The sequence below is a fragment of the Aminobacterium sp. EBM-42 genome (assembly GCF_001896635.1).
GTDB lineage: Bacteria > Synergistota > Synergistia > Synergistales > Aminobacteriaceae > Aminobacterium > Aminobacterium colombiense.
On the sequence record NZ_MPPC01000004.1, the window covers coordinates 44,285 to 67,711 of the forward strand.

The following is a 23,427-nucleotide window of genomic DNA, read 5'->3' on the forward strand; positions in this document are numbered from 1 at the left end:
AACTCCTGTCCCTCCTAATAGAAGGAGTTTAGTTTTTTTGCAAAGCGCTTATCCAGCTCATGGCGATAGGAGTATATTTTATTCACATATTTCACATTTTTCCCCCCATAGTATTTCAGCAGCGCCCGTCCCAAATCTCCATTGGAAGAACTGAGATAACATGAAAATATATATGTTCCCACTAAAATGTTATTTTTAGGTTTCATCATTTCTGTGAGGGTCCTAATATGGGAGAATGCCTTTCCGATGTTATGCCTGTGCACTTTCCAATTGATCTGCATGAGGCCATAGGCTACCCGGGATTTTGCGCTGTCTCGCACTCTTGATTCTTTGATAATTATTGCCGCTATGAGAAATGGGTCAACACCGAAAGTATGGGCTGCTTCTAAAACATAGTGCGCGTAGCTTTCAGCCCGTTCTGACTCAAGATGTTTGTTCTTTTCCTGAAAAAACTCAGCAATGGCTTCTTTGCGAACTTGATGTTCCGCCTCTTTCTGCCGTCTTTTCTGAACGACAACGGTTCTCTCCTTTTCTCTTTGGAAATTTTCATGGTGGGCGTGTATTTCAGAAGGAAGGGTCAGATATTGCCCCTCAGCCCAGGAAGGAGATGCCCCTCTTACTTCCATACAGAAAAGTGTAAGAGCGAGAAAGAAAGTTACCCTCAGGAAACGCCAAGCCATTATCAACTCCCCTTTCCTCTTTAAGCCTTTATTCAAAGGTCTTAAAGGTTCAAGTTGAACCTTGTTTTTATAGGCCGTAATTAGATTTAATGATTGGAGGTATTTTAATTGATATTCAAAATCTTATCAACCGTCATCATGCCAAGTCCTTCTGTGAAGGATCCCGTACACGGGCGGTACCACAAAGAGCGCGAGGGTTCCTCCAGCGAGTAGACCCCCTATTACTACAATGGCCATAGGGGCGCGGTAAGGGCCTCCTGCCCCCTCTCCTAAAGCCAACGGAATCATGGCAATAATAGATGTCAAATCAGCCATAACGATAGGGCGCAATCGCACAGAGCAGGCTTCACGAATTGCTTCTCTGGGAGAAACCCCTTCTTTTCTCTTTTTTTCAGCGTAATCTATGATTACAATGGCATTGTTCACCACAAGGCCTACAAGCATAACTACACCAAGCAAACCATAGAGAGAAATAGCAGTGTTTGTGATGTACAGAAACGGGAGAACACCAATTGCGGAAAGAGGCAAGGTGACCATAATAATAAAGGCATAGATGTAGGATTCAAGGATAGCGGCAATCATCAGGAAAGTGAGTACAATAGCCATGGCAAAAGCCACAAAAAGGTAATAAAAATTTTCTTTAATATCTTCTACCTCGCCTGCATAGGAAAAACGATAGCCTCTGGGTAAGGTTACTTCTTTGAGTTTTACCTGTATTTCTTCAAAAGCGGAACCTACACTTCGACCGTTCACATCCCCTTCTATGGTAATAGCACGTGTCCGATCAGAACGGAGAATACTTGTTGGGCCCACTCCGTGAGTAAACTCTGACATTGATGAAAGAGGAACGAAACCTGCGGACGTAGCAACAGGAAATTCCTCCACATCGCTCATTTGGGATATGTGGCCGGGATCAAGGAGGGTCAAAATATCATATTCCCTTCCTTCTAATCTAAAAACACCTGCTTTTTTCCCTGTAATATAGTTGCGCACCGTATCGGCAACATCTTTTACTGAAACCCCTAAAATCCCCAGGCGCCAAGGTTCCGGGATAACTTGAAATTCAGGACGTCCCAACCGCCAGTTTGTATCTACATCAACTACTCCCCGGACACTTCGCATTGTAGCAACAACTTGACTGGCAATTTTATTGAGTTCTTCGATGTTTTCCCCTGAAACAAGAATCTGGATCGGTTTGCCAGGAGACCCTCCGCCACTTACAGAGGCTGTGATACTCGCGTTTACATCTGGAATCATTTTGAAATATTCCCGCAGCTGCTCAGCTAAAGCAAAGGAAGTGGGGCGCCTTGGATCGTCAGAAAGGATGATTCTGAGGCGGCTTTGATTCACTCCTACATCTGCTCGACTGCCTCCCACCGCTACTTCTATTGCCGCCACTCCAGGTAAAGAGCGAACATGTTTCTCCACAGCTTCCGTCACTTCTTCTGTGTAAGAGAGAGACGAAGCAGAAGATAGTTCCATGGATATTTCCATGAGTCCGCGATCAACCCGAGGAATAAATTCTGTTCCCAACATAGGAAGAAGAAAGAGAGATGCTATAAAAGCAAAAAGGAAGAGAGCAAGGGTCAGATAACGGCTATCAATAGCTTTCCTTACAAGAATATCATGGGCTTTATCAAACTTATCGTACATCCACGACCACCAGGCTGTTGCTTTCTGACTGAAAACTGAAGGTTTTGAACCATATCTGATTCGCGCCGCAACCATAGGAGTTAACGTCATGGCCACCCAAAGTGAAAAAATTGTAGCAAAGACAATAGTCAAAGCGAAATCACGCAAAAACTGTCCCGCTATGCCTTTCATGAAAACTACAGGGATAAACACTCCTAAATTTGTAGCCGTGGTAGAAAAAACAGAAAGGGCAATATCTGCCGTCCCCTTTTCAGATGCTTCAAAAGGTCCTTCTCCCATTTCCCTGTACCGATAGATATTCTCAAGAACTAGAATAGAGTTGTTAACGAGAATTCCGACAGAAATGGCAATGCCGAGAGTGCTCATCATATTCATCGTTATGCCTGAGACAAACATGGGAATAAATGTTGAGATAATCGCAGTGGGCATTGCCACAGCAACAACAAAGGTGAGAGAAATGCGTTGCAAAAACAGGAAAAGAACGAGGCCCGTAAGAAGAATACCCACGACCATGTCGCGAAAAACATTTCGTATTGATTCTCTGACAAAAGTTGAGATGTCATCTGTAATTGTAACTTCAAACCCCTCTGGCAAAAGAAGTTTAATATCTTCCAGTTCTTCTTTGATTCTATCGCTCACTTCAACAATATTGCTTCCTGGAGTGGCAATGCAATCGAGAAGGATAGCCTCTTTTCCCTCATATCTAGCGTACCCTCTTCTCTCTTCCGTGGTATCTGCCACTTTGCCGATGTCACCAAGACGTATGGAAGTGGATCCATGCAGCGGAATTCGTATATTCTCCAGCTCTAAGGGGTCTTCCACTTCTCCTAGAACGCGGACGGAGAGCTCTTTACGTCCCTGAACTATGTGGCCCGAAGGATCATTGAAATTATTTCTTTGCAAAACCTGAATAATCTTGTCTGGAGAGATCTGATATTGATGTAATTCCACCGGATCAAGATAAACATGGATCTCCCTTTTTAACCCGCCAATAATCTCAGCCCTTGCCAACCCTTGTAATTGGGTCAGTCTACGCTGAATTCTGTCTTCCACAATATCAAAAGCATATTCCGGGGGGAGATTTGATGAAATAGCGATAGTCATGAAGGGGAAGGCGTTAATATCAAATTTTTCCGTAATGGGATCCTTAGAATCTTCTGGCAAAGTTCCGCTTATTGCTTTTACGCGATTGGAAACATCCATAGTGGCTTCTGAAATATTGATATCATACTCAAATTCCACTACGACAAAGGAAATCCCTTCTAAAGAATAGCTGCGGATACGTTTGACTCCTTCAACCTGAGAAACAGCATCCTCTATTGGCTTGCTCACTAAAAGTTCAATTTCAGAGGGCCCTGCCCCTAAGTAGGTTGTCGTAACAGAGATGACCGGTATGTCTACGTCGGGAACAAGGGCTATCCCGAGATTTAAATAACTATACACTCCCAAGACAATAGCCATAAGGACGGTAACACTTGTAAATACTGGCCGACAAATAAATACTCGCAAAAATTTCATGCCAAACACCCCATGTACCTAGGGCTTTTGCCCTTTCTGAATGACCACTACCGTCGCTCCGTCATATACTCGGTCTACTCCCTCTCTAACTAACACTTCTCCTTCATCAAGCTCTCCACGAACCTCCAATAGGCCATCCTGACTCTTCCCTGGATTAATTTTTCTTCGAAAAGCCTTATCTTCGATAATGACAAAAACGTACGCTTCGTTTCTTTCCCTCCGTAACAAATCATCGGGAATTACAATAGCATTTCTTCTCGAATCCATACGAATCTGAACCTCTACAAAGGTACCGGGATAAAGATTCAGCGTGCGTTCGAGAGATATCACTCCTTTATACATTCCTGTTTCAGCCTGGGCCTCTGGGTCAATGCGCTTTATTACTCCTCGGGTTACTGTTTCACTATAAAGAACTCTGCAAGGAACGCCAACATCAATGTGGAGGGCATCGGAAGAAGCGATCATGACTTCCAGTTCCAGGTCCTCCAGACTGGCTAGACGGAAAAGTTCCATTCCAGGCTCCGCAATTTCCCCTACATGAATGTTCTTTGAGAGAACCACTCCCTTTGTCGACGAGCGGATCGCTGTTCGCTGGAATACTGTTCTCGCCTCTTGCAGACGGGCTTTTCTCTCATTAAGAAGGGCAACAGCCTGCTCTACTTCTTGTTTTGATATGCCGCCAGCCTGGTAAAGATGCTTCTTCCTTTCGAGATCTCGCCGGGCATTCTCGAACTCAGTCTGTTGAGAGGTCAATACCGATGTCTGAGTGACCTTCTCAAGCTCGCAGAGAATATCCCCTGGAATGACCATATCTCCCACATCTACATGGACAGATGACACAAACTCCCGAACATAGGCTGTTATAGACTGCTCCGAAGCAGCCTTGATCTTGCCATAATAGGTTTTCCAATAACCCCAGTAGGCTCGTTCCACTACATAGGAAGTAACAGGAATTCCAGCTGCCGCTATCTCTTCTTTCATAGAGGTCTGGCTTTTTTGCTCTTCTCTCTTCTGACTGAAGAAAAAAATACACCCTATTCCTAATAAAATGATAACAAGCAGAAGAAACATCACTTCTTTGCGTGTTTTCATGGCTGCCCCTCATTTTCATTGTCCTGTTTCGACAATCCTGCCGTGAGAGGACAATATAATCCTGCCGCTTTCTTTAGATTCGCCAATGCCTGATGCGTTTTCCGAACAGAAGCCAAAAACTCTGGACATAAAGGATGCTAGAAAGTATAATATTCTAATAATTTAAAATCTGTCAAGACGCAATACATGATACCCCGATATCTAAAACTGAAGGTTTCGAATTTGATTGACAAAACGAAAAACTTCTGCATAATAGTAAGATACAAGAAAGGGTAGTGAAGATGTGGCCCCCTTTTGAAGGAGGCCATTTTTTTATGCCCTATGAGAAACAGGAGGCACTTTTATATTCATGGAACAAAACAATTTTGAGCAATACGAGTTACGGGCAGAACTCCTAAAAGCCCTCGCGGAAAAGGGATTTTCAACACCAACCCCTGTGCAAGATCGGGTTCTGTCTGAAAAGATTTTTGAAAAGGATATTATTGTCAGAGCTAAGACGGGATCTGGGAAAACTCTCGCATTTCTTCTCCCTCTACTGCAAAAAATCACGGCGGGAGAAAGGGAATCTAAGGTTCTCATTCTTTCTCCTACAAGAGAACTCTCCCAGCAAATATGGAAAGAAGCCAAATGGTTTGGAAACTATATTAATGTATCTGCCGCCTCCCTCGTTGGTGGAATGGATATGTCTCAGCAGATACGCTCTCTTCGAGATGGTTCCGCCGTTGTAACGGGAACGCCTGGTCGTGTCCTTGACCATATCAGAAGGGGTACTCTTGATACGTCTGGCATAAAAATAGTCGTTCTCGACGAAGGGGATCATATGCTTGATCTGGGATTCAAGGAGGAGCTGGAAGCAATTCTAGATAGCCTTCCAAACTGTCAGAGAGTATGGCTTTTTTCAGCAACTATGCCGGCGGAAATTAAGAATCTGGCAAAACGATATCTTAAAACCCCTGTCTTTATTTCTCTTACAGAAGAAGGGGAGGCTCATGAGGATATTACTCATGAAGTATATTTGGTACCCACACGGCACAAGGAAGAAGGCCTTATTAATGTACTCTTGTGGGAAAAGCCCTCACGAGCTATTGTTTTTTGTCACACCAGGGCTGAAACGGTAGAGCTGACTCGACGGCTTCATGATGAGAACTTCCAGGCCATGTGCCTTCATGGAGAGATGAGCCAAAGGGAGAGGAATATGGCCCTCTCACAATTTAGAAGTGGACGGACTCCCCTCCTTGTAGCAACGAATGTTGCAGCCAGAGGTCTTGATGTGGAAGGGGTTTCTCATGTTATACAAATGGGATTGCCTGATAATCGTGAAACGTTTGTCCATAGGAGCGGCAGAACTGGACGAGCCGGGCATGAAGGGCGCAACCTGCTTGTCCTTTCTCCAAAAGAAGCAACGGGCTTCAAGAGCATGGTGAAAACATCCACCATTCCAATTACATGGAAGAATGTTCCTGATCCTAAAGATATCCGCAAGAAACAGCGCATTAGCTATGAAGAAAGAGTCTTTGCCGCTGAGCATTATGAAACCCCAGAGAATCTAGAGTGGGCAGATTCTCTGCTGGAGTGCAACGAGAGCAGAGCTATGATCGCTCGGCTTCTGGGATTGCTTTTCTCCAGAAAGAATGCCGGATACGAATTAACTGCCGATCTCGAACAAGATTTGAAACGGGGACGCACACCCCGAAGAAGCAGAAGCAAAGAAAGCGGAAGCGCGGGATCATCTCTTCAGACCACCATTAGGATCGAACGTGGCAGAGACCAGGGTTGGGATGTTGGCAAAATCTTGAGGGTCATTTGCTCCACGTTGAACATTGACAAGTCGGGAGTGGGTGCTATTCGTTTACAAAATGACCATGCCCAGGTGGAATTGCTCCCGTCTATAGAAAAAGATTTTGAGCGTTTTGGCCATCGTCTTATTGAACGAGGACTAATAACCGAAGGAAGAAAATCATATAAAGCGGTAGAAAAACGTGGGAAAAAGCCTTTCCGTCAGCGGAAGAAAAGATAATAAAAAAGCGGAGCCTTGAAAGCTCCGCTTTTCTTTATTATCTTCTTATTCTCTAATACCCTAAAACTACAGCTTCTGAACGTTGGCAGCCTGTGGCCCCTTTTCTCCTTGAGTAACATCGAAGGAAACTCTCTGATTCTCAGCCAATGTTTTAAAGCCGTCACCCATGATTGCACTATAATGGACAAAGACGTCTTTTCCCTCATCTGTCGTAATAAAACCATACCCCTTGCTATCGTTGAACCATTTCACTGTGCCCTGAGCCATAAAAAAGAATCCTCCTAATGAAGAATATGGAGCCGTCTATACAAACACGGCTCCTAGACGATACCTGATCGAGTAAATACTGTCAAGCAATATTTAAGATTTTGCGCTACTCAGCTGGGCTCTACTCCTATTCTTCCTGGCAAAACTCATCTATAGATATTTTCCCCTTTTGTTTCAGGAACAAATAACGCACATACAAAACTCAGAAGGACTGCCGCAAAACATGGGAATAACACCCGCTGAAATAAGAGAGGACCCTGAAGAAGGTTTCCATAACGATCAAGGATTTTTCCTAACAATGTTGTAAAAAGACCGATGGAAAGAAAACACGCCGTATTCATAAGGGAAATAGCAATACCTGTGAAGTTAGAAGGAGTTACTTCTCTAGCAAGAGCCCATGATACAACGTAACCTGTCGCAGTAAAGCCCATTATAAAAAAAAGAGGTTTGAGTATTGCAAGTGGCGGTTGACCTCCATTGTAAAAGACAAGGATTGCCCATGTTGCGACATTCAGGGAGGCAAGAAAAAGCATGGGCCATTTACGCCTCCCCATCCTATCTGAAAACCATCCTGAAAAAAGGCTGCCTACCATCAGCCCTATTAATATGACTGCAATATAAGAAGAAGCGCTAGTAGTAGGAAGACCATATACCGATTCCATATAAGCAACTCCCCAGGCACTTGTAAAAGACAGACTGGCTCCTTGATTGAAGGAAAAGAAAAAAATCACTGGCCACAGATGGCGCACACGCACCACTTGTTTAAATCCTTCTTTTAGGCTAATTTTCCCCCCAATGCTCTTGTCTGAAGATTCGTTGCGCTTCCTCTCTGATTCGTTAATAGAGGGGAACCCCATATCCTGAGGGCTATTGCGAACAAAAAGATAGCAAACACCAGCAAGGAAAACTGAAAAAACTCCTATGGCAGCAAACGTCGTCCGCCACGTAAGAAAAGCTACAGCTAAAGCAAGAGGTGTCTGGGCCAAAAGCCCCCCTCCATTACCAATAAGGGATGTCATTCCAGAGAGCGTTGCAAATTCTCGCTCACGAAACCATTGTGATTGAACTTTCAAAATAGAAACAAATACTGTGGCAACACCAATACCCACTAGGAAACGCCCCAAGAAAAGCACGGACGCAGTAGGGGCATACCCAAAAAATAGCGCTCCTACTCCAGCGATGAGGGTACCGACGGAAATAGTTATTCTTGCACCAAGAGAGTCTACCAGGAGGCCAACGGGGATTTGCATCATCATGTAGGCATAAAAGTAAAGGGATGCCAGGGTTCCAAAAGCCGCTCCGCTTAAACCGAAAGCTTCGACTAAATCGTTACGCACTACCCCAGCGGCAAGCCGATGAAAGAATACAACCACATAGGATAAGACCATTACTCCCCATACAATCCATCTGTAGCGTAAGCCTCTTTCCATCTCCTCATCTTTTCCCACATAAAGCACCTCCCTAACAACAAGCATCCCTTCTTTAATCTCTAAAAAACAGTACCATAGCATAAAGACAAGAATACTTCTAGCTTCTCATACATGATATAATTTCTGCCGCAGAATAGATAAAAAGGTGAAGAAAATGATTCAACTTGTAAATATTACTCATTTTTACGGGGAACAAGGGCTCTATAACTCTCTGAATTGGTCTATTACACACGGAAGTAAAACAGGCCTCATTGGGAGTAACGGCACTGGAAAAACAACTCTCTTTAAAATCATTATGGGACTGGTAGAACCCCGTGAAGGAAATGTTTACTTTCCCAAAGGCATCCGTATTGGGTATCTCCCCCAGGATCTCGTAGAGATAGAAGACACAGTCCTCCTTCACTATCTTAAAAAACAGGCCGGGATAGCCCTTGTGGAAAAAGAGCTGAGAGCTACAGAAGAGGATATAGCCAGAGCTGCTAAAAACGAGGAAGAGTATCATTCTTTGCTCAAAAGGCATGATCACCTCTCACATCGTTATGAACAGCTAGGGGGTTACGAATTTGCCGCCATGGCACAAAAGGTAATGAAGGGGCTTGGCTTCTCTGATGGCGATGGCCAGAGGTACACAAGTACGTTTTCAGGGGGCTGGAAAATGCGTATTTCTCTAGCAGCCATGCTACTTTCTTCACCTGATATCCTTCTGCTCGATGAGCCCACCAACCACCTCGACACTGAAAGCATGGAGTGGCTTGAGGATTGGCTTTTAAATTTTAATGGCACTCTCATCGCCATTTCTCACGACAGACATTTTCTCGACAAAATCTGCACATCAACTGCGGAGCTTTCACAAGGCGCCATCTCTCTGTATAAAGGGAATTTTTCGTGGTTTCTGGAAGAAAAGGCCCGGCGAAACGAAGAAAGAGAACGTATAGCCCGTAAACAACGTACCGAAATGGATAAAAACCTCGCTTTCATCGAACGTTTCCGATATAAGGCAACAAAAGCGACACAAGTTCAGAGCCGTATTAAAAAACTCGAAAGGATGAGCCTTGTAGACACTGATAGCTCAGAAAAGGCGGTCGCTATCCATTTTCCCCAATGCCCTAGAAGCGGCCAAGAAGTTATTTCTGTCAAGGATGTCAAAAAAACATATGGTGACAACCTCATTTTCAAGGACATTTCTTTTTCTGTCCACAGAGGAGAAAAAATCGCTCTCGTCGGCGTGAACGGTGCCGGGAAATCTACTCTTTCAAGACTCATCAGTCAGTCAGAAGTTCCTACAGAGGGAAATATTTCTTACGGCTATAATGTAAAGATGGGTTTTTTCTCCCAGGAAAGCGCTCAAAACCTCAACTACAATCGAACTATCTGGGAGGAAATTTCCAATACTGGCTATCTCGGAACAGATACAGAAAAGAGAGGTCTTCTTGGAGCTTTTCTTTTTTCCGGTGATGATATTTATAAATTAATATCTGTTCTGTCCGGTGGAGAAAAATCCCGGGTAGCTCTCCTTAAGCTTCTTCTGGAAGAAACAAACCTGCTCATTCTTGACGAGCCGACGAACCACCTTGATATGCGAACTCGAGATATATTTCAGCAAGCATTAACAGAATATCATGGTACTATTATTATCGTATCTCATGATCGGTATTTCCTCGACAAACTTGTATCACGAGTTATTGAGATACGGGAAGGGAAAATTCTTGAGTATCCAGGAAACTATTCTTATTTCATCCAGAAAAGAGCAGAAAGGCTCGAAACTGAAAAACTATCCCTCACCGAAGAATCCAGCAGAGAGAATGCTACTCCCTCTAAAAATGATGAAAAAGAAAGAAGGCGGCAAGAGGCCGAAGTAAGAAACCTTCTATACAGAGAAAAGCAGAAAATCATGAAAGATCTCACACCTCTGGAGACAATAATTGAAGAGCTGGAAGAAGAAAAGCTGCAGATTGAAACCTCTCTTTGCGACCCCTCATTTTTAGAAAACACTCTTGAGGTTCAGAAAATTATGATGCGGCATAACGAAATTATGGGGCTGCTCGTTACGTACATGAAAGAATGGGAAATGCTCATGGAACAAATTGAAACTGTGGAAGAAAAAGTGAAACAAAAGAGCTCATCATGAAAAAGGATCAAGACCCTTTTAAAAAATTAGCACCTTATTACGATCTTTTTATGATTAAAGCTGGTCTTTACAAAACAAATACCATACTTAAAATGGTTCCCCTTGAGCCGGAACAAAGAATACTGGATCTGGGAGGAGGAACCGGCTATTTAGCCCGCAAACTCCTCGGAGAAAAAAGGGAAATACACGTACTTGACACAAGCCCTCATATGACCCGCTTTTTACAAAATACTCCAGTTATAACTACACTTGGAGATGGACGAGCAACTCCCTACAAAGAAGATTTTTTTCATGGGGTTATTCTTTCAGACACCTATCATCACATAGAAGAGCAAAACATGTTGCTTCAGGAAATAGACAGAATACTTGCTCCCGGCGGTTTTTTGCTCATTCACGATTTTGACAAGAACTCAATTCTTACCGCATTGATAGGTTGCCTTGAAAAACTATTCATTTCTCCTGTGTTTTATACTACCCCCCAGCATCTTAAAGAAAAGATCTTAAAAAGGAACTACGTTCTTGACAAAGAAACCTATGGCTTGTACTGGTTTATCCACGTCTACAAAAAACTGACCCTTTAATGATAAAATGACTGTCGGTCTATTTAAATTAACTCTCTAGGAGGGTACTTTATGATGAAACGTTCCCTTATATGTCTTGTTTCAATCATACTTATATTCTTCTCAAATCCTCTTTGGGGGGGACAAGCGGAAATCATGACCCCTAGCCAAAGGCTCCAGCACCATTTCATAAAAGAACTGGACCCCGAAAAAATGACAATAATTTTTGACGAAGAACCAGATGAAAGTGGATATATCCGCGATATATATATGAATTTGGAAGGGGCCATCATTGGTGGTGTTCGAATTGACAATCTCTCTCTTCGAGCCATGGGTGTACAGCTCACCCCCATGAGAGACTGGGGAGAAAAAGGGCCGGAAGCAGACTACATTATGAACATTCTCGCTAAAGGCATTATTGATGAGGATGACATCAACAGGAACCTGATCCAAAAAGAGTTTGGAAACGATGATCACTGGCACAACATACAGTTGGACATCCATCCTGAAGGCATTTACGCCAAAGGATACTATCTTGTCCGCTTGTTATTCAAGCTTGACATCCTTATCGAAATAGAAAGCCGGCTCAAAATAGTGGATTTTCAGCAAATATGGCTTGATAACTATAAGGTTCGGGTTAACAGAGTGGATGTACCTGAGTTCATAACAGAAAAGGCTGTCTCTCAAATACAGCCCCTTTTGGACCTCAGCAAGTTCGTGTTTCCGTTGAAACTAACGTCAATCTCTTATAGTGACACATCTATAACTTTGTCAAGCGCTAAAGAACCTGAACCTTTTGAGGGGGTTGTTTACAAATATGAAAAAGAATCTTCAACTCCCATAGTTTGCTCAAACTCCGGTAAACAGTGAATGCCATAATGTACTGCGCCCCAGAGCCCATTATCGACATTTTTAAGCAACAACACCGGGATAGTGTTGAGAAAGGCGCTATGGGAAGAGGAAAAAGTGAATTCTTTCTTGAAAATATCGTTATCAACGATCCATGGATTGGAGATAGCCACGCCGCCAGAGATAAAAAGTCCTCTGGAAGGGGTTACGGTTAAAGCAAAATCCCTGCAGGCTCTGGCATAAAATGTAGCAAATAGCATGGCAGTAAGAGATGACGGACTTATCTTTTCCGCTACTTCCAGAGGGGTTAAAGAGTGTCCCGTTAAGAACTCATAAAGAAGGGACAGGCCTTTTCCGGAAACCACCATTTCTTTTGTGATGTAAGAGGCCGAAGTCCTTTTCCTGAGAAAAACCTCGAAAGACTGCTCTTCTTTGAGAAAAGCAAAGGTTGTGTGGCCCCCCTCAGATGGCAGGGGGGCATATTTCTGAAAAGCATATGGAACAAGCACGCCGCATCCTAGACCTGTTCCTGCCCCTATCACTGCAACATGTCCTTCCGGATCCATCTGTCCTTCATTGACTGTGAAATAGTCCCCCTTATGGAGGGTTAAGCAACCATAGGCTTGGGCAATAAAATCATTTACTACCAAAAGAGGGGCTTGACTATAAGCTCGTCGAAGAGAGGCTATTGGTATGGGCCAGGTCACATTGGTCAAAGCGATGTCATCTTGTTTTCTTACAGGGCCAGGAAGAGCAAGCACACTAAACAGCACTTCATCAAAGGAAAATCTGCCGTCTTCCATACGAATCTCTTCTAAAATTTCAAAGAAAGACGCATATCTGGCCGTTGCCTTTCGAATAATCTTTTCGAGAAAGACCTTCTTATCCCTTACGGAAAAAAGTGCAAAACGACTTGTAGTTCCGCCAATATCCGCAGTTAGAATATGCACTATCTCCCTCCTCACTGAGGAAAAAAACGAGCCAGGTAAACATTCAACCAGGCAATCAAAATAACAAAGAGAAAAACGAAACAGAGCAATTTCAACTTGTTTTTCATGGAATTGCCTTTTTTCGTTTCTCAGAAATAGCCCCTTCTATAAACCCCTTGAGACTGTTGTCAATAAAATACCTTTCTCTTCGTTGCATTTCAGTGGAGAACTCAAAAAACCCCTTGAGATTTGCATCCTTGTCCAAAACTATATCTATTAGTTCTTCCCGTGTTCCTGAATGTTTTTCTACAAAATTTCTCCATAATCTCATCTGTTCAAGAGCTTTCAACAAAAATCTCTTCCCATCCCGAACCCAACCATAATGGGCGTAACATAACATGGAGAAAGAGCTCTTTATCAAAAATTCAATGGACTCCTCAGCACTGTGAAAGAAAAAACGAGGCGGGGTTGCAGGGCGCATATAGAAAGTTTTCCCTTCTACATCTCCTATATACGTTCCTGCGGCTTCTCCCGCGAAAAGGATCGGGAAGTCTTCTTCCAAATCATAAAAAATCGCCTGATGGTGGGCAGCATGACCTGGGGTCATGAAAAATCTTACTCCTTCCACATCTCCAGGATCTGCAAAGGCATCTTCAGAAATAGCCTCCATCTCCCCATAGACTTCCACCATGTCCCGTAATGTTTCGAGACTTGCAGCCAGAAGCTTTGAAGGGTCTACAAGATGTTTGATGCCATTGGAAGGAGCAACTATTTTCGCTTTTGGAAAAGTGTCCATGAAATCTCCCATCCCTCCGGCATGATCCATATGAACATGAGTGAGCAGTACATAATCTATGGAAGGGGTTCCCAACTCTTCTAAAGCCCCATAGAGCCGGGGCAGAGTTGAGGCCGGGCCCGGATCGATCAAGAGGGTTCGATTTCTTGTCTGATCCCTAATAAGCCATGCCGATATGAATTTCTCAAAACCTGGACGTGCAATGGGCAGATCAATAAGATATAGAGAACCTCCCTCAAATTCCGCAGCGAGATGGGGGAACTTTGATTGGTAGAAACTGTGAATATTCAACATTATTTTTTCCTCCAAGAGCTTTCTTTTTAAACTAAAATTATGTATCTTCTTATACTCGACATGGTTTTGTACATTGCCTAGTGTAGAGAGAATTTAATAAGGCTGTCAAGAAAAAGTCCTCTTACATTCCTTGTATGAAAGGTATTAAAACGTTACCATTAGTATAGCGTAGTATAAAAAAATTTATTTGGAGGTGCTGCAGTGGAAACATCCCATCACTACGAGTTTGATCTCGAAAGATTTATGACGAGAGAAAAATTCGAACGAATTAAGGCTTTTGCGGCAGATAAGGAAACACCTTGCCTCATCATCGATCTTGATGTTATCGAGAAACAATATGATTCATTAAAGAAAGGCATGCCCTTTGCAAAAATCTACTATGCCGTAAAGGCTAATCCGCTCGATGACGTGGTGAAACTGCTCGTTGAAAAGGGAAGCTGTTTTGATATCGCATCGGTATACGAACTCAACCAGGTTCTAGCTCTCGGAGCCACACCAGACCGCATTAGTTACGGCAACACTATAAAGAAGGCTAAAGATATCGCCTACGCATACGAAAAAGGGGTTCGTCTTTTTGCTACCGACTCGGAAAGCGACTTATACAAGCTGGCAAAACATGCTCCCGGTTCAAAGGTCTTTTTTAGAATCCTAACAGACGGAAGCGGAGCCGACTGGCCCCTATCACGAAAATTTGGCGCCCATCCTGATACTCTCTACAAGCTTATTCTAATGTCTAAAGAGCTCGGCCTTGAACCCTATGGAGTTTCTTTTCACGTAGGGTCCCAGCAACGGGATTTAGGGCAGTGGGATCATGCTATTTCAACATGTAAATATCTTTTTGACTCTGTAGCTGAAAAAGGAATTCGCCTCAAGATGATCAACCTTGGCGGGGGATTTCCTTCTCAGTACATTTATCCTACAGTCGGGGCAGAAGTTTACGGAACAGAAATAACGCGATACCTAAAAGAAGATTTTGGAGAAAATTTGCCGGAAATCATTCTTGAACCTGGCCGATATATGGCAGGAGACGCAGGGGTCATGGTCACCGAAGTTGTTCTTATCTCAAGAAAGTCTGAATTTGGTCAATATCGGTGGATTTACCTTGATGCGGGAAAGTTCGGAGGACTTATTGAAACTCTTGATGAGTCCATTAAATATCCTATCTATGTAGAGAAAAAAGGGATAGTACAAGAAGCGATCATTGCAGGCCCCACATGCGATAGCATGGACATCCTCTACGAACAATACAAATATGAACTACCTCTGACCCTGGAAGAGGGAGACCGTGTTTACATCCTTACAACGGGGGCCTATACACAGAGTTATTCATCAGTGTATTTTAATGGATTTCCTCCCCTTGCGGCATATATTTTGCCACGGGAGGAATAAATAGCTAAAGCTAAAGGAGATGAGAAGCATTGGAACGTAGGGCGAAGCGATACAATGAACTCTGGGTGACAGAAGAACAAACTTCTAATATGAAGTTAAGTCTTCGTATCAATCAGATTTTGATAAACAAAAAATCAGAGTATCAGGATATTCTGCTTGTAGAAACATTTGAATATGGCCGGATGCTTATTCTTGATGGCGCCATTCAGATAGCCGAAAGAGACGAATTCTGCTACTCAGAAATGATGGCCCATATTGTTCTCTGTGCTCATCCCAGCCCTAAGCGAGTTCTTATTGTTGGCGGCGGCGATGGCGGTGTGCTTCGTGAAGTACTACGACATAAAGAGGTAGAAAAAGCTACTTTGATTGATATTGACAAAGAGGTAATTAATGCTTCTAAAAAATACCTCCCCACTATAAGCTGCGCTATGGACGATCCCAGGGCTGATGTTCAATCCATGGATGCTCTGGCCTATATAAGCTCTGTATCAAATGAATTTGATGTAGCTATTATAGATAGCACTGACCCTGTGGATTTTGCGGCAGGGCTATTTGAAGCTGATTTTTACAGCGATGTAAAAAGAGCATTGAAAGAGGACGGCATGATGTTGGCCCAGACAGAATCTCCTTTCTCTGACTCCAATGTCGTTGTGGGAGCTTTTCAGGAGATAAAAAAAGTCTACCCCATCACTTCCCTCTGCTGGGGAGCTATGCCAACTTATCCAACGGGAATATGGACCTATACAATCGGCTCAAAAAAACTGGATCCTTCTGTTCCTCGTTGCCCAGCTCCGGAAGGGACAAAATATTACACTACAGAAATACACAAGGCAGCATTTGTCCTTCCGCCTTTTTTAAAAAAACTACTTGATAAGGCATAAAAAACAACAGCCCCCGTTTTACTGCGGGGGCTGTTACATTATTGACTAAAAGGAAATAACGCCGATAGTGTTTAGGAAAATAATTACAAGAAGAGCTGGTGAAACATAACGAATTACGAAATTGAAAAAAGAAACGTACGTATCATTTTGAAGGCTTCCATGATTGGATAATTCACAAGCAACGTCATCTTTTTTAGCAAAATATCCCACAAAAATAGCGATGAGTAGACCGCCCAAAGGCATAATAATGTTTGAAGACAGATGGTCAAAGAAATCGAAGAAGCCCCGTCCCCATAGCTTATATCCACCAAGCAAGCTTGAGCTATCCACAGATAAGGCGGCTGTGACACCAACTAGGCCGATAAAGAGGCAATTAAGAAACGTTGCTTTTTTCCTCGAAATGTTAAACTCCTCGGTCCAGAAAGCCACGGGAACTTCCATAAGGGAGAGTAATGCCGTTGTTGCGGCAAAAGAAGTCAGAAGGAAAAAGGCTGCAAGTAAAAAAGCGCCCAGTGGCATTTTGGAAAAAACAAGAGGAATAGTCATGAAAAGCAGCCCTGGCCCCGCGGAAGGCTCCATCCCAAAAGAAAAAACGGTGGGAAATATGGCTATTCCCGCCAACATAGAGACAAGGGTATCAGAAAAGGCGATCTTGCCAGCGGTCTTAAACAGATGGACATCTTCTGTGAAATAAGAACCATAGGTAATCATAACTCCCATAGCCAGCGAAAGCTTAAAGAAAGCCAGCCCCAAAGCACTCAATACAACTGCAGGTGTAATCTGAGAGAAGTCTATATGAAACAGAAATCGAATGCCTTCCCCTGCTCCTGGCAACGTAAGAGCACGAATATCACAAATAATAATGAGCATAAAAAGCAATGGCATGAGGGTTTTTGTAATTCTTTCTATACCAGACCTGACCCCCATAGAGATTCCTGTCCCCACAACACAAAGAACTATCACCTGCCAAAAAATGGGAGAAAGAACATCTTTTGAAAAGAATGATTTACCGGCAGTCCCTACGCCTATAACCTGCCCAAAGAGTTCTTCTACCGTATTGGCCGTCACTGATGCGAAAGATCCGGTAAAAGCCTTGAAACAGTAAAAATAGACCCATCCAGCCACGCACGTATAGAAAAACATAATCAAGTATGACGCCAAAACTCCCATTACTCCAATTCCTTTCCAGGCAGAACCAGGCTTAAGGCTTTCAAAAGCTCCAACTGCGTTGCGGCGAGTATAGCGTCCTACATACCACTCACAGAGCAAAACTGGAATTCCTACGAAAAGGACACAAATGAAATAAACAAATAAAAAAGCTCCACCACCGTTAGCACCTGTTAAATAGGGGAATTTCCAGATATTACCCAATCCAACTGCAGAACCCAGTGCGGCTAAAAAAACAGCCAGCCCAGACGAAAAACCTTCTCTGGGCGATGTTGATTTTTCCACTTTTACCACTCCCTTGAAATGATGATGTCAGGCAAAGCGCCATAATAAAACGTATTCATAATAAAAGTCCTTGTATACTGCGTACTTAGCCGCAAAAAGGAAATTGTATCGAATTTTAAATCATGGGTTCTTCTGAGTCAACATCTAAAAAGCTTTCTTTGACATTCCCCTAAAGATTTATCATACTTGCAGAGTAAACTTTTGAGTAATGAGGTGAACTGCTTATGGGAATAATGAGGGCAGGCGGCCCTATAATGTGGGTTATATTCGTTCTTTCTATAATCGCTTTGGGAGTCTTTATTGAGCGAGTACTGTTTTTTCGACGGTCTTCAACTGATCCAGAAAAGCTTGAACTGGCGCTTAGCGAGGCCCTTTATGAAAATGACGCAGAGAAAGCAACTCAAATAGCAAAGTCTGGAGATTCTTCTCTTCACCGTCTTTTTATTGCTGCTGTAGCTCACTGGCAAGTTGATACAGAAGCATTCAAACTTCTTCTCGAACAACAGATTCGAAGAGAGCTCTTCCGATGGATAAAGGGGCTTACTCTCCTGGGCACTATTTCCCGAGTGGCTCCCCTCCTGGGGCTGTTGGGAACGGTACTAGGCATGGTAGAAATCTTTCGCGGCCTTCCTCAGGCAAGCCAATCCCCCATGATCGCCCTTTCCGGAGGAATATGGCAGGCCCTTTTAACGACCGTTGCGGGACTGAGCATTGCCGTACCAACAGTATTGGCTTATACATATCTAAATGCCAAGATCGATGATCAGGAGGAAACCCTCTACCGGGGGGCTGATTTTTTAATAAGGGAAAAGCTTACGGCAGGAACGAAAGCTCCTCACGGAAAGGACAAATAATAATGGCCTCCCGTCCCACGCGAAGCAAACTCCCAGAGATTGACATAACACCTCTTGTTGACATTCTATTTATCCTTATCATCTTTTTCGTGCTGACGACTACTTTTGGCCAAAGCCAGCTGCAGGTTCAACTTCCGCAAGGCAAGGCGGATGCTCTAGAATCAGATCAGGACATCTATATTACCCTTAAAATCGATGGCACCCTTCTCTGGGAGAATGAGCCCATATCTGAAGAGAAACTTGCTCTTCGAGCTATAGAGGCAGAAAAAAACAACAGGACCATTCTATTGGCTGCTGACCGTGAGGTCCCTTATGGAACTGTTGCCGCCTTTTTAAGCCGCCTCCATGAAAAAGGGCTCATACAAATAGCCCTTATGCTACAGGAGGAGTAATAATTGAAGCGTTTCATGCTCCCCTTTATTTGCAGTTTTTTTCTTCATATATGCTTATTGATAGGCCTCTCAGTGCTCGCCACAGGGGCAACTGCGCCCTTTGCCCCTCCTCAAAAGACAATGACCCTTAGGCTGGTAAGTGTCCCCTTTCCAAAGTCCGAAAGACCTAAAGACAATAGCAGTCTTTACGATACACCCAGGGAAAACTACAAAGAAGAAACAAAGCCGACTCAAAAAACAGAAACAAAAATAAAGGAAGAAAAACCAGCAAAATCTATTCCTAAAGCAAAAACAAAACCGTCAGAACTCTCAGAAAAAAAAGATGTTTCTCAGAAAAAAACTACTACTCAGCGCCAGACGCCTGTAAAACAAAAATCAGCAAATGTGCTTAATGCCGCTGCCAACGAAACTCAAGGTTCAACAGCGAAAAAAATGAGTATGAATAAAAGTAGAGCGCCCCTTCCTCAGCATCAGGAAAGCAATCTCGCCATCGAACCAGTTGACGTGGCATCTCTTTCTATAAAGAAGAGGGAAAAGCCGCTCTATCCCCTATTAAGCCGGCGGAAGGGGGAAGAGGGAAAGGGCATATTTATAGCTATTGTAGAGAAAGGAAAGGTTATAACAATAGAAACGGAACAAAGCTGCGGTTATGACCGTTTAGATAAAGCTGCCTATCGCGCCCTTAAGACGTGGCTTTTCTCTGAAGATTTCACAGGAAAAGTTCGCATCCCTGTTATTTTTTCCTTAAAAGATTGAAAACTAAAGATAATACGAAAGAAGGGCGAGAGCTTCCTCTAGAGAAGCTGCATGAGCTACTTGCCCACTGGGAAAGGAAAGAACCCACAAAGGGTCAGGGTCTACGGTTACTTTTATAGAGGCATGCCATGATTGAATACTTCTTTCTAATTCTGAAAGGAGTTTATACCCCTTTCTTTCCAGAGCCCTGCCTGTCCATATGACCGCAACAGGATCTCCCTCGATCCATATACCCATACCTGGCGTTTCCTTTAACTTCCATCCGCCTTTTTCTTTGTCAAATCTGATGGTTTCTGATGAGAATACTTCCTCTATAACGCCGGACAGCACCAGATCCTCCGGAATCCCAACAGTAAAAGAATGACTGGGGGACATGACCCAGATGCGATCAGCAAAACGCAAGGCTAAATCTATGTCGTGCACCGACATAAGAACTCCTTTGTTCATCTTCCAGGCATACTGCCTCAAAAGAGAAAGAAGTTCCACTTTTCGGGGCAAATCAAGAAATGCCGTAGGCTCGTCAAGGAGCAAAATAGGGGTATCCTGGGCAAGGGCCCTCGCTATAAGGACACGTTGACTTTCTCCATCGCTCAGCTTTGCAAAATCGCGCCCTGACAAATGCCAGGCATTCACCTCTACAAGAGCCTTCTCCACTGCTTTTATATCCCTGTCTTCAAGTTCTCCCTTCCAGTTTGTATAGGGGTGCCGTCCAAGGGCGACTAATTCAAAGACAGAGAAACCCTGGATCGCGGGCCGGCCAGATATGACGAAACTCAGCAATTGTGCCCGCTTCTTATGAGAAAGTTCTGCCAGAGAAGATTCCAAAACCCTTATTTCCCCACCTAAAGGGTTTTGGGTTCCTGCCAGGGTTTTCAGCAATGTTGTTTTACCAACACCGTTGGGACCAATAAGACAAACCAACTCTCCTTCATAAAGGGATGTTGCGATAGGACCAGCGACAAGAGTTGTTCCTTTTTTCGGACCATACCCTATAGAGAGGTCTTGGGTTGCGAGTAGGGGCCGCTTCAAACTCATGATACTTTTGCTCCATATGGGCTTCGAAGTATAACCCAGACAACAACAGGAGCCCCCACAAGGGACGTAACGGCATTAAGAGGCAATACAAGAGCACTTCCAGGCAAATGGGCAAAAAAATCTGCGGCAAGGGCGAGGACTCCCCCACTTAGAGCACTGGCAGGAATAAGAAGACGATGATCCCCGCTTTTCAAGAAGTGTCTGCATAAATGGGGAACTGCCATTCCAAGAAAAGCAATGGGACCGCAGAAGGCAGTTACGGTTCCAGCAAGAATGGCTGTAACAAAAACCAATGCCAGGCGTATATGGCGTACAGATACTCCCATAGTTGAAGCATAAGATTCCCCTAGCAAAAGGGCATTCAACGGTTTGGCGAGAAAAAACATCGCCATTACACCTGACAAAGAAACTGGCACGAAAAGAGAGAGCTGTTGCCATGTTACGGAAGAAAAACTACCGAAACTCCATAAAACAAACTGTTGTATTTGTTCAGGGGAGCTAAAATGAATCAAAACGCTCACAAGGGCGCTAACACCGTACCCGAACATAAGACCTAATATTAAAAGTGTTATGTTATTTTTGAGCCGTCCTGCAATACCTATCATTACGAAAAGGACAAGAGAACTTCCAAGCCATGAAGATGCCGCTAGGCCTAAGCTTGCTAAAGCCCCGGTAAGGAGGGTCGCTAATGCTACGCCTAAACTGGCTCCCGCGTTGATGCCAAGGACAAATGGGCCAGCAAGGGGATTCTGAAAAAGGGTCTGCATTCCCAACCCGGCTACAGATAATGCGCTGCCTGCTGCCAGGGAAGTAAGAATACGGGGCAAACGTAATTCAAGAACAATAATCCTCCACCCATTTTCTATACCACCATGGTTAAAGATCACATTCCATAGCTCGTAAAAAGGGATAGAAACCGACCCTAAAGAAAGGGACAAAGCAGCAAAAAAAATTCCCAGAAAAGACACTGCTATAAAAAAAATGAAAGGATAGCGTCTCATTTGCCTGTTCCCTCCTCTAAGAGACGATAGAAATAAAGCTCATGATTTGGAAGCAGGGTTGGATGGAAAATAGAGATAAGATCTGCAAGTATCAGATCAGGACGCATGACGCCCTGTTGGTAATAGTCGTTAGCTCCTGCCCCATTAATCCTGGCATTATTATTGTAAACTTTTTTCTCTCGAAAAGGGCGAAATGCTGTATAACGGGAATCCTGCCCCCTCCCCTCGTCAAGGTTCCGCCAGGTCGTGGGGTTAATCCAAAAATCGCTATTCAGCGCCCGTTCCAGCACCTTTTCAAAATCTATGGGGATACTCCCGGGAAGATCCACTTCCGACCACAAATATTCACCGCCAGCATCTCGGATGAGAAGGGCAGGCCAGCTTCGCCCCCCTGAAACATACCACATACCGCCTATAGCTGCGTTAACCATAACAGTGGGGCGGGCCTCTGCCTTATTTGCAAGCTCTTTCAGGCAATTATATCGCTCTGATACTCCTCTAAAAAAAATCTCAGCTTTTTTTTCTTCTCCTAGAAAAAGCGCAACGAACTTGATCCACTCTGCCATGCCAAGGGGCGTTTCTTCCAGATAATCAGAGGCAATGACAATAGGAACTCCTAGCGCGGCCAATCTTTCTGCTGCTTCTTTTTCCGTTGCAGTGTAGGTATAGACAAACACTACATCCGGCTGGAGGGAAAGAATCTTCTCAACGTCGATACGAAGCCCTGATCCGGCATCTGATGCCACATCGAGGAGGTTCAAGTTTCTGATGTCCTCGGAATAAACATAGCGCTTCCCCCCCACACCAACGAGAGAACTCTTATCCGTAAGTCTTTCTATAAAAGGAAGCATCGTCATGGAAGTCGTAATAATCCGCTTGACTGGTATATATATGACCGGCAAATCCTTATGGGCTTCAGGCACAGATCCTCCCTTTGACAACAATAGATAGGACTGGGAATCCGCGGCATCTGAGCACGGTCTGTCTACTGTAACCACATAATAACCATTTCCGCACTCTACTCTGAAGCCATGGGCATATTGCAAAGAAACTTCTGGAAAGGGATGGGGAGATCCCCACACAGAAGGGGTAATGACGAAAAAAAATAAAAATAAGAGAGAAATTCTTTTTATCATATTTATCCTCACACTCAGGGCCTTCAAAAAAGATTTTACTATACGGTTTACATCGGCTGTAAATCAAAAAACACTTGACTAGCAATCAATTATGGCTATGATATCTGATAAAATCAAATAAGAAAGTCTGTTTTCCGGTATAGGGAATCTGGTGCAAAGCCAGAACGGCCCCGCCACTGTAACAGCGACGAACTCGCAAAGCCACTGGAATTTCCGGGAAGGCGCGAGGGAGGATGAACTGGAGTCAGGAGACCGATCGGAAAGCTTGGTGGTTCATTATCATGCGAGGGCGTGATATGATAACTCTTCTTTTTGCCC

Annotated in this window: 20 protein-coding genes and 1 riboswitch; of the genes, 9 read left to right on the top strand and 11 right to left on the bottom strand. The window is 43.8% G+C overall.

Annotated elements, in window-relative coordinates; translation table 11 throughout:
* Positions 1-14: 14 nt before the first annotated feature.
* From BUC50_RS00555 to BUC50_RS00565, 3 genes are all read right to left on the bottom strand, one after another.
* Positions 15-680, bottom strand: coding sequence for a transglycosylase SLT domain-containing protein (locus tag BUC50_RS00555; RefSeq protein ID WP_013047762.1), 666 nt, complete (start codon positions 678-680; stop codon positions 15-17).
* A 126-nt stretch (positions 681-806) separates the two neighbouring features.
* Positions 807-3,851, bottom strand: coding sequence for an efflux RND transporter permease subunit (locus tag BUC50_RS00560; protein ID WP_041459306.1), 3,045 nt, complete (start codon positions 3,849-3,851; stop codon positions 807-809).
* 18 nt (positions 3,852-3,869) lie between these two features.
* Positions 3,870-4,943, bottom strand: coding sequence for an efflux RND transporter periplasmic adaptor subunit (locus BUC50_RS00565; protein ID WP_286677036.1), 1,074 nt, complete (start codon positions 4,941-4,943; stop codon positions 3,870-3,872).
* Positions 4,944-5,292: 349 nt separating this feature from the next.
* Between BUC50_RS00565 and BUC50_RS00570 the strand changes: the two genes are divergently transcribed.
* A complete protein-coding gene (locus BUC50_RS00570) occupies positions 5,293-6,960 on the top strand; it encodes a DEAD/DEAH box helicase (RefSeq protein ID WP_013047759.1) in 1,668 nt (555 codons plus the stop codon).
* 66 nt (positions 6,961-7,026) lie between these two features.
* On the opposite strand, the gene BUC50_RS00575 is transcribed toward BUC50_RS00570, so the two are convergent.
* Positions 7,027-7,227 (bottom strand): cold-shock protein, encoded by a 201-nt coding sequence (locus BUC50_RS00575; RefSeq protein WP_013047758.1) that lies wholly within the window; start codon positions 7,225-7,227, stop codon positions 7,027-7,029.
* Between the two features lie 146 nt (positions 7,228-7,373).
* Positions 7,374-8,738: an MFS transporter gene (locus BUC50_RS00580; RefSeq protein WP_148211308.1), complete on the bottom strand. Its 1,365-nt coding sequence runs from the start codon at positions 8,736-8,738 to the stop codon at positions 7,374-7,376.
* 73 nt (positions 8,739-8,811) lie between these two features.
* Here BUC50_RS00580 and BUC50_RS00585 point away from each other — a divergent pair, with 73 nt between their 5' ends.
* Genes BUC50_RS00585 through BUC50_RS00595 form a run of 3 tightly spaced genes read left to right on the top strand, consistent with a single transcriptional unit; the run spans position 8,812 to position 12,215 of the window.
* Positions 8,812-10,785 carry an ABC transporter ATP-binding protein gene (locus tag BUC50_RS00585; protein ID WP_273311965.1) on the top strand — a complete coding sequence of 658 codons (1,974 nt, stop codon included), beginning with the start codon at positions 8,812-8,814 and terminating at the stop codon, positions 10,783-10,785.
* Positions 10,782-11,366 carry a class I SAM-dependent methyltransferase gene (locus BUC50_RS00590; RefSeq protein ID WP_013047755.1) on the top strand — a complete coding sequence of 195 codons (585 nt, stop codon included), beginning with the start codon at positions 10,782-10,784 and terminating at the stop codon, positions 11,364-11,366. Before BUC50_RS00585 ends, BUC50_RS00590 begins: the two co-directional genes overlap by 4 nt.
* 51 nt (positions 11,367-11,417) lie before the next feature.
* The gene (locus tag BUC50_RS00595; RefSeq protein WP_013047754.1) at positions 11,418-12,215 is read left to right on the top strand and encodes an LmeA family phospholipid-binding protein; all 798 of its coding nucleotides are present in this window, start codon (positions 11,418-11,420) and stop codon (positions 12,213-12,215) included.
* Here the strand turns inward: BUC50_RS00595 and BUC50_RS00600 are convergent.
* On the bottom strand, positions 12,155-13,144 hold the full coding sequence (locus BUC50_RS00600; RefSeq protein ID WP_013047753.1) for a glucokinase: 990 nt from the start codon (positions 13,142-13,144) through the stop codon (positions 12,155-12,157). The genes BUC50_RS00595 and BUC50_RS00600 overlap by 61 nt on opposite strands.
* A gap of 103 nt (positions 13,145-13,247) precedes the next feature.
* Positions 13,248-14,213: an MBL fold metallo-hydrolase gene (locus BUC50_RS00605; RefSeq protein ID WP_013047752.1), complete on the bottom strand. Its 966-nt coding sequence runs from the start codon at positions 14,211-14,213 to the stop codon at positions 13,248-13,250.
* Positions 14,214-14,414: 201 nt separating this feature from the next.
* Here BUC50_RS00605 and BUC50_RS00610 point away from each other — a divergent pair, with 201 nt between their 5' ends.
* Positions 14,415-15,602 (top strand): type III PLP-dependent enzyme, encoded by a 1,188-nt coding sequence (locus BUC50_RS00610; protein ID WP_013047751.1) that lies wholly within the window; start codon positions 14,415-14,417, stop codon positions 15,600-15,602.
* 29 nt (positions 15,603-15,631) lie between these two features.
* Positions 15,632-16,483: a polyamine aminopropyltransferase gene (speE, locus tag BUC50_RS00615; RefSeq protein ID WP_013047750.1), complete on the top strand. Its 852-nt coding sequence runs from the start codon at positions 15,632-15,634 to the stop codon at positions 16,481-16,483.
* A gap of 45 nt (positions 16,484-16,528) precedes the next feature.
* On the opposite strand, the gene BUC50_RS00620 is transcribed toward speE, so the two are convergent.
* A complete protein-coding gene (locus tag BUC50_RS00620) occupies positions 16,529-17,935 on the bottom strand; it encodes a sodium-dependent transporter (protein ID WP_013047749.1) in 1,407 nt (468 codons plus the stop codon).
* A gap of 224 nt (positions 17,936-18,159) precedes the next feature.
* Between BUC50_RS00620 and BUC50_RS00625 the strand changes: the two genes are divergently transcribed.
* From BUC50_RS00625 to BUC50_RS00635, 3 genes are read left to right on the top strand one after another with little or no spacing between them, the layout of a single operon-like run.
* Positions 18,160-18,789, top strand: coding sequence for a MotA/TolQ/ExbB proton channel family protein (locus tag BUC50_RS00625; RefSeq protein ID WP_013047748.1), 630 nt, complete (start codon positions 18,160-18,162; stop codon positions 18,787-18,789).
* 2 nt (positions 18,790-18,791) lie between these two features.
* Positions 18,792-19,181 carry an ExbD/TolR family protein gene (locus BUC50_RS00630; protein ID WP_013047747.1) on the top strand — a complete coding sequence of 130 codons (390 nt, stop codon included), beginning with the start codon at positions 18,792-18,794 and terminating at the stop codon, positions 19,179-19,181.
* Positions 19,182-19,184: 3 nt separating this feature from the next.
* Positions 19,185-19,937 (top strand): energy transducer TonB, encoded by a 753-nt coding sequence (locus BUC50_RS00635; protein WP_013047746.1) that lies wholly within the window; start codon positions 19,185-19,187, stop codon positions 19,935-19,937.
* Between the two features lie 3 nt (positions 19,938-19,940).
* Here the strand turns inward: BUC50_RS00635 and BUC50_RS00640 are convergent, their stop codons facing one another.
* From BUC50_RS00640 to BUC50_RS00650, 3 genes are read right to left on the bottom strand one after another with little or no spacing between them, the layout of a single operon-like run.
* Complete coding sequence (locus BUC50_RS00640) at positions 19,941-20,972, bottom strand: ABC transporter ATP-binding protein (protein ID WP_013047745.1); 1,032 nt, start codon at positions 20,970-20,972, stop codon at positions 19,941-19,943.
* Positions 20,969-21,973, bottom strand: a complete 1,005-nt coding sequence (locus BUC50_RS00645) for an iron chelate uptake ABC transporter family permease subunit (protein ID WP_013047744.1) — start codon at positions 21,971-21,973, stop codon at positions 20,969-20,971. The genes BUC50_RS00640 and BUC50_RS00645 overlap by 4 nt, the downstream gene beginning before the upstream one ends.
* A complete protein-coding gene (locus BUC50_RS00650; protein ID WP_013047743.1) occupies positions 21,970-23,109 on the bottom strand; it encodes an ABC transporter substrate-binding protein in 1,140 nt (379 codons plus the stop codon). The genes BUC50_RS00645 and BUC50_RS00650 overlap by 4 nt, the downstream gene beginning before the upstream one ends.
* A 118-nt stretch (positions 23,110-23,227) precedes the next feature.
* Positions 23,228-23,384, top strand: a riboswitch (cobalamin riboswitch).
* Positions 23,385-23,427 lie beyond the last annotated feature (43 nt).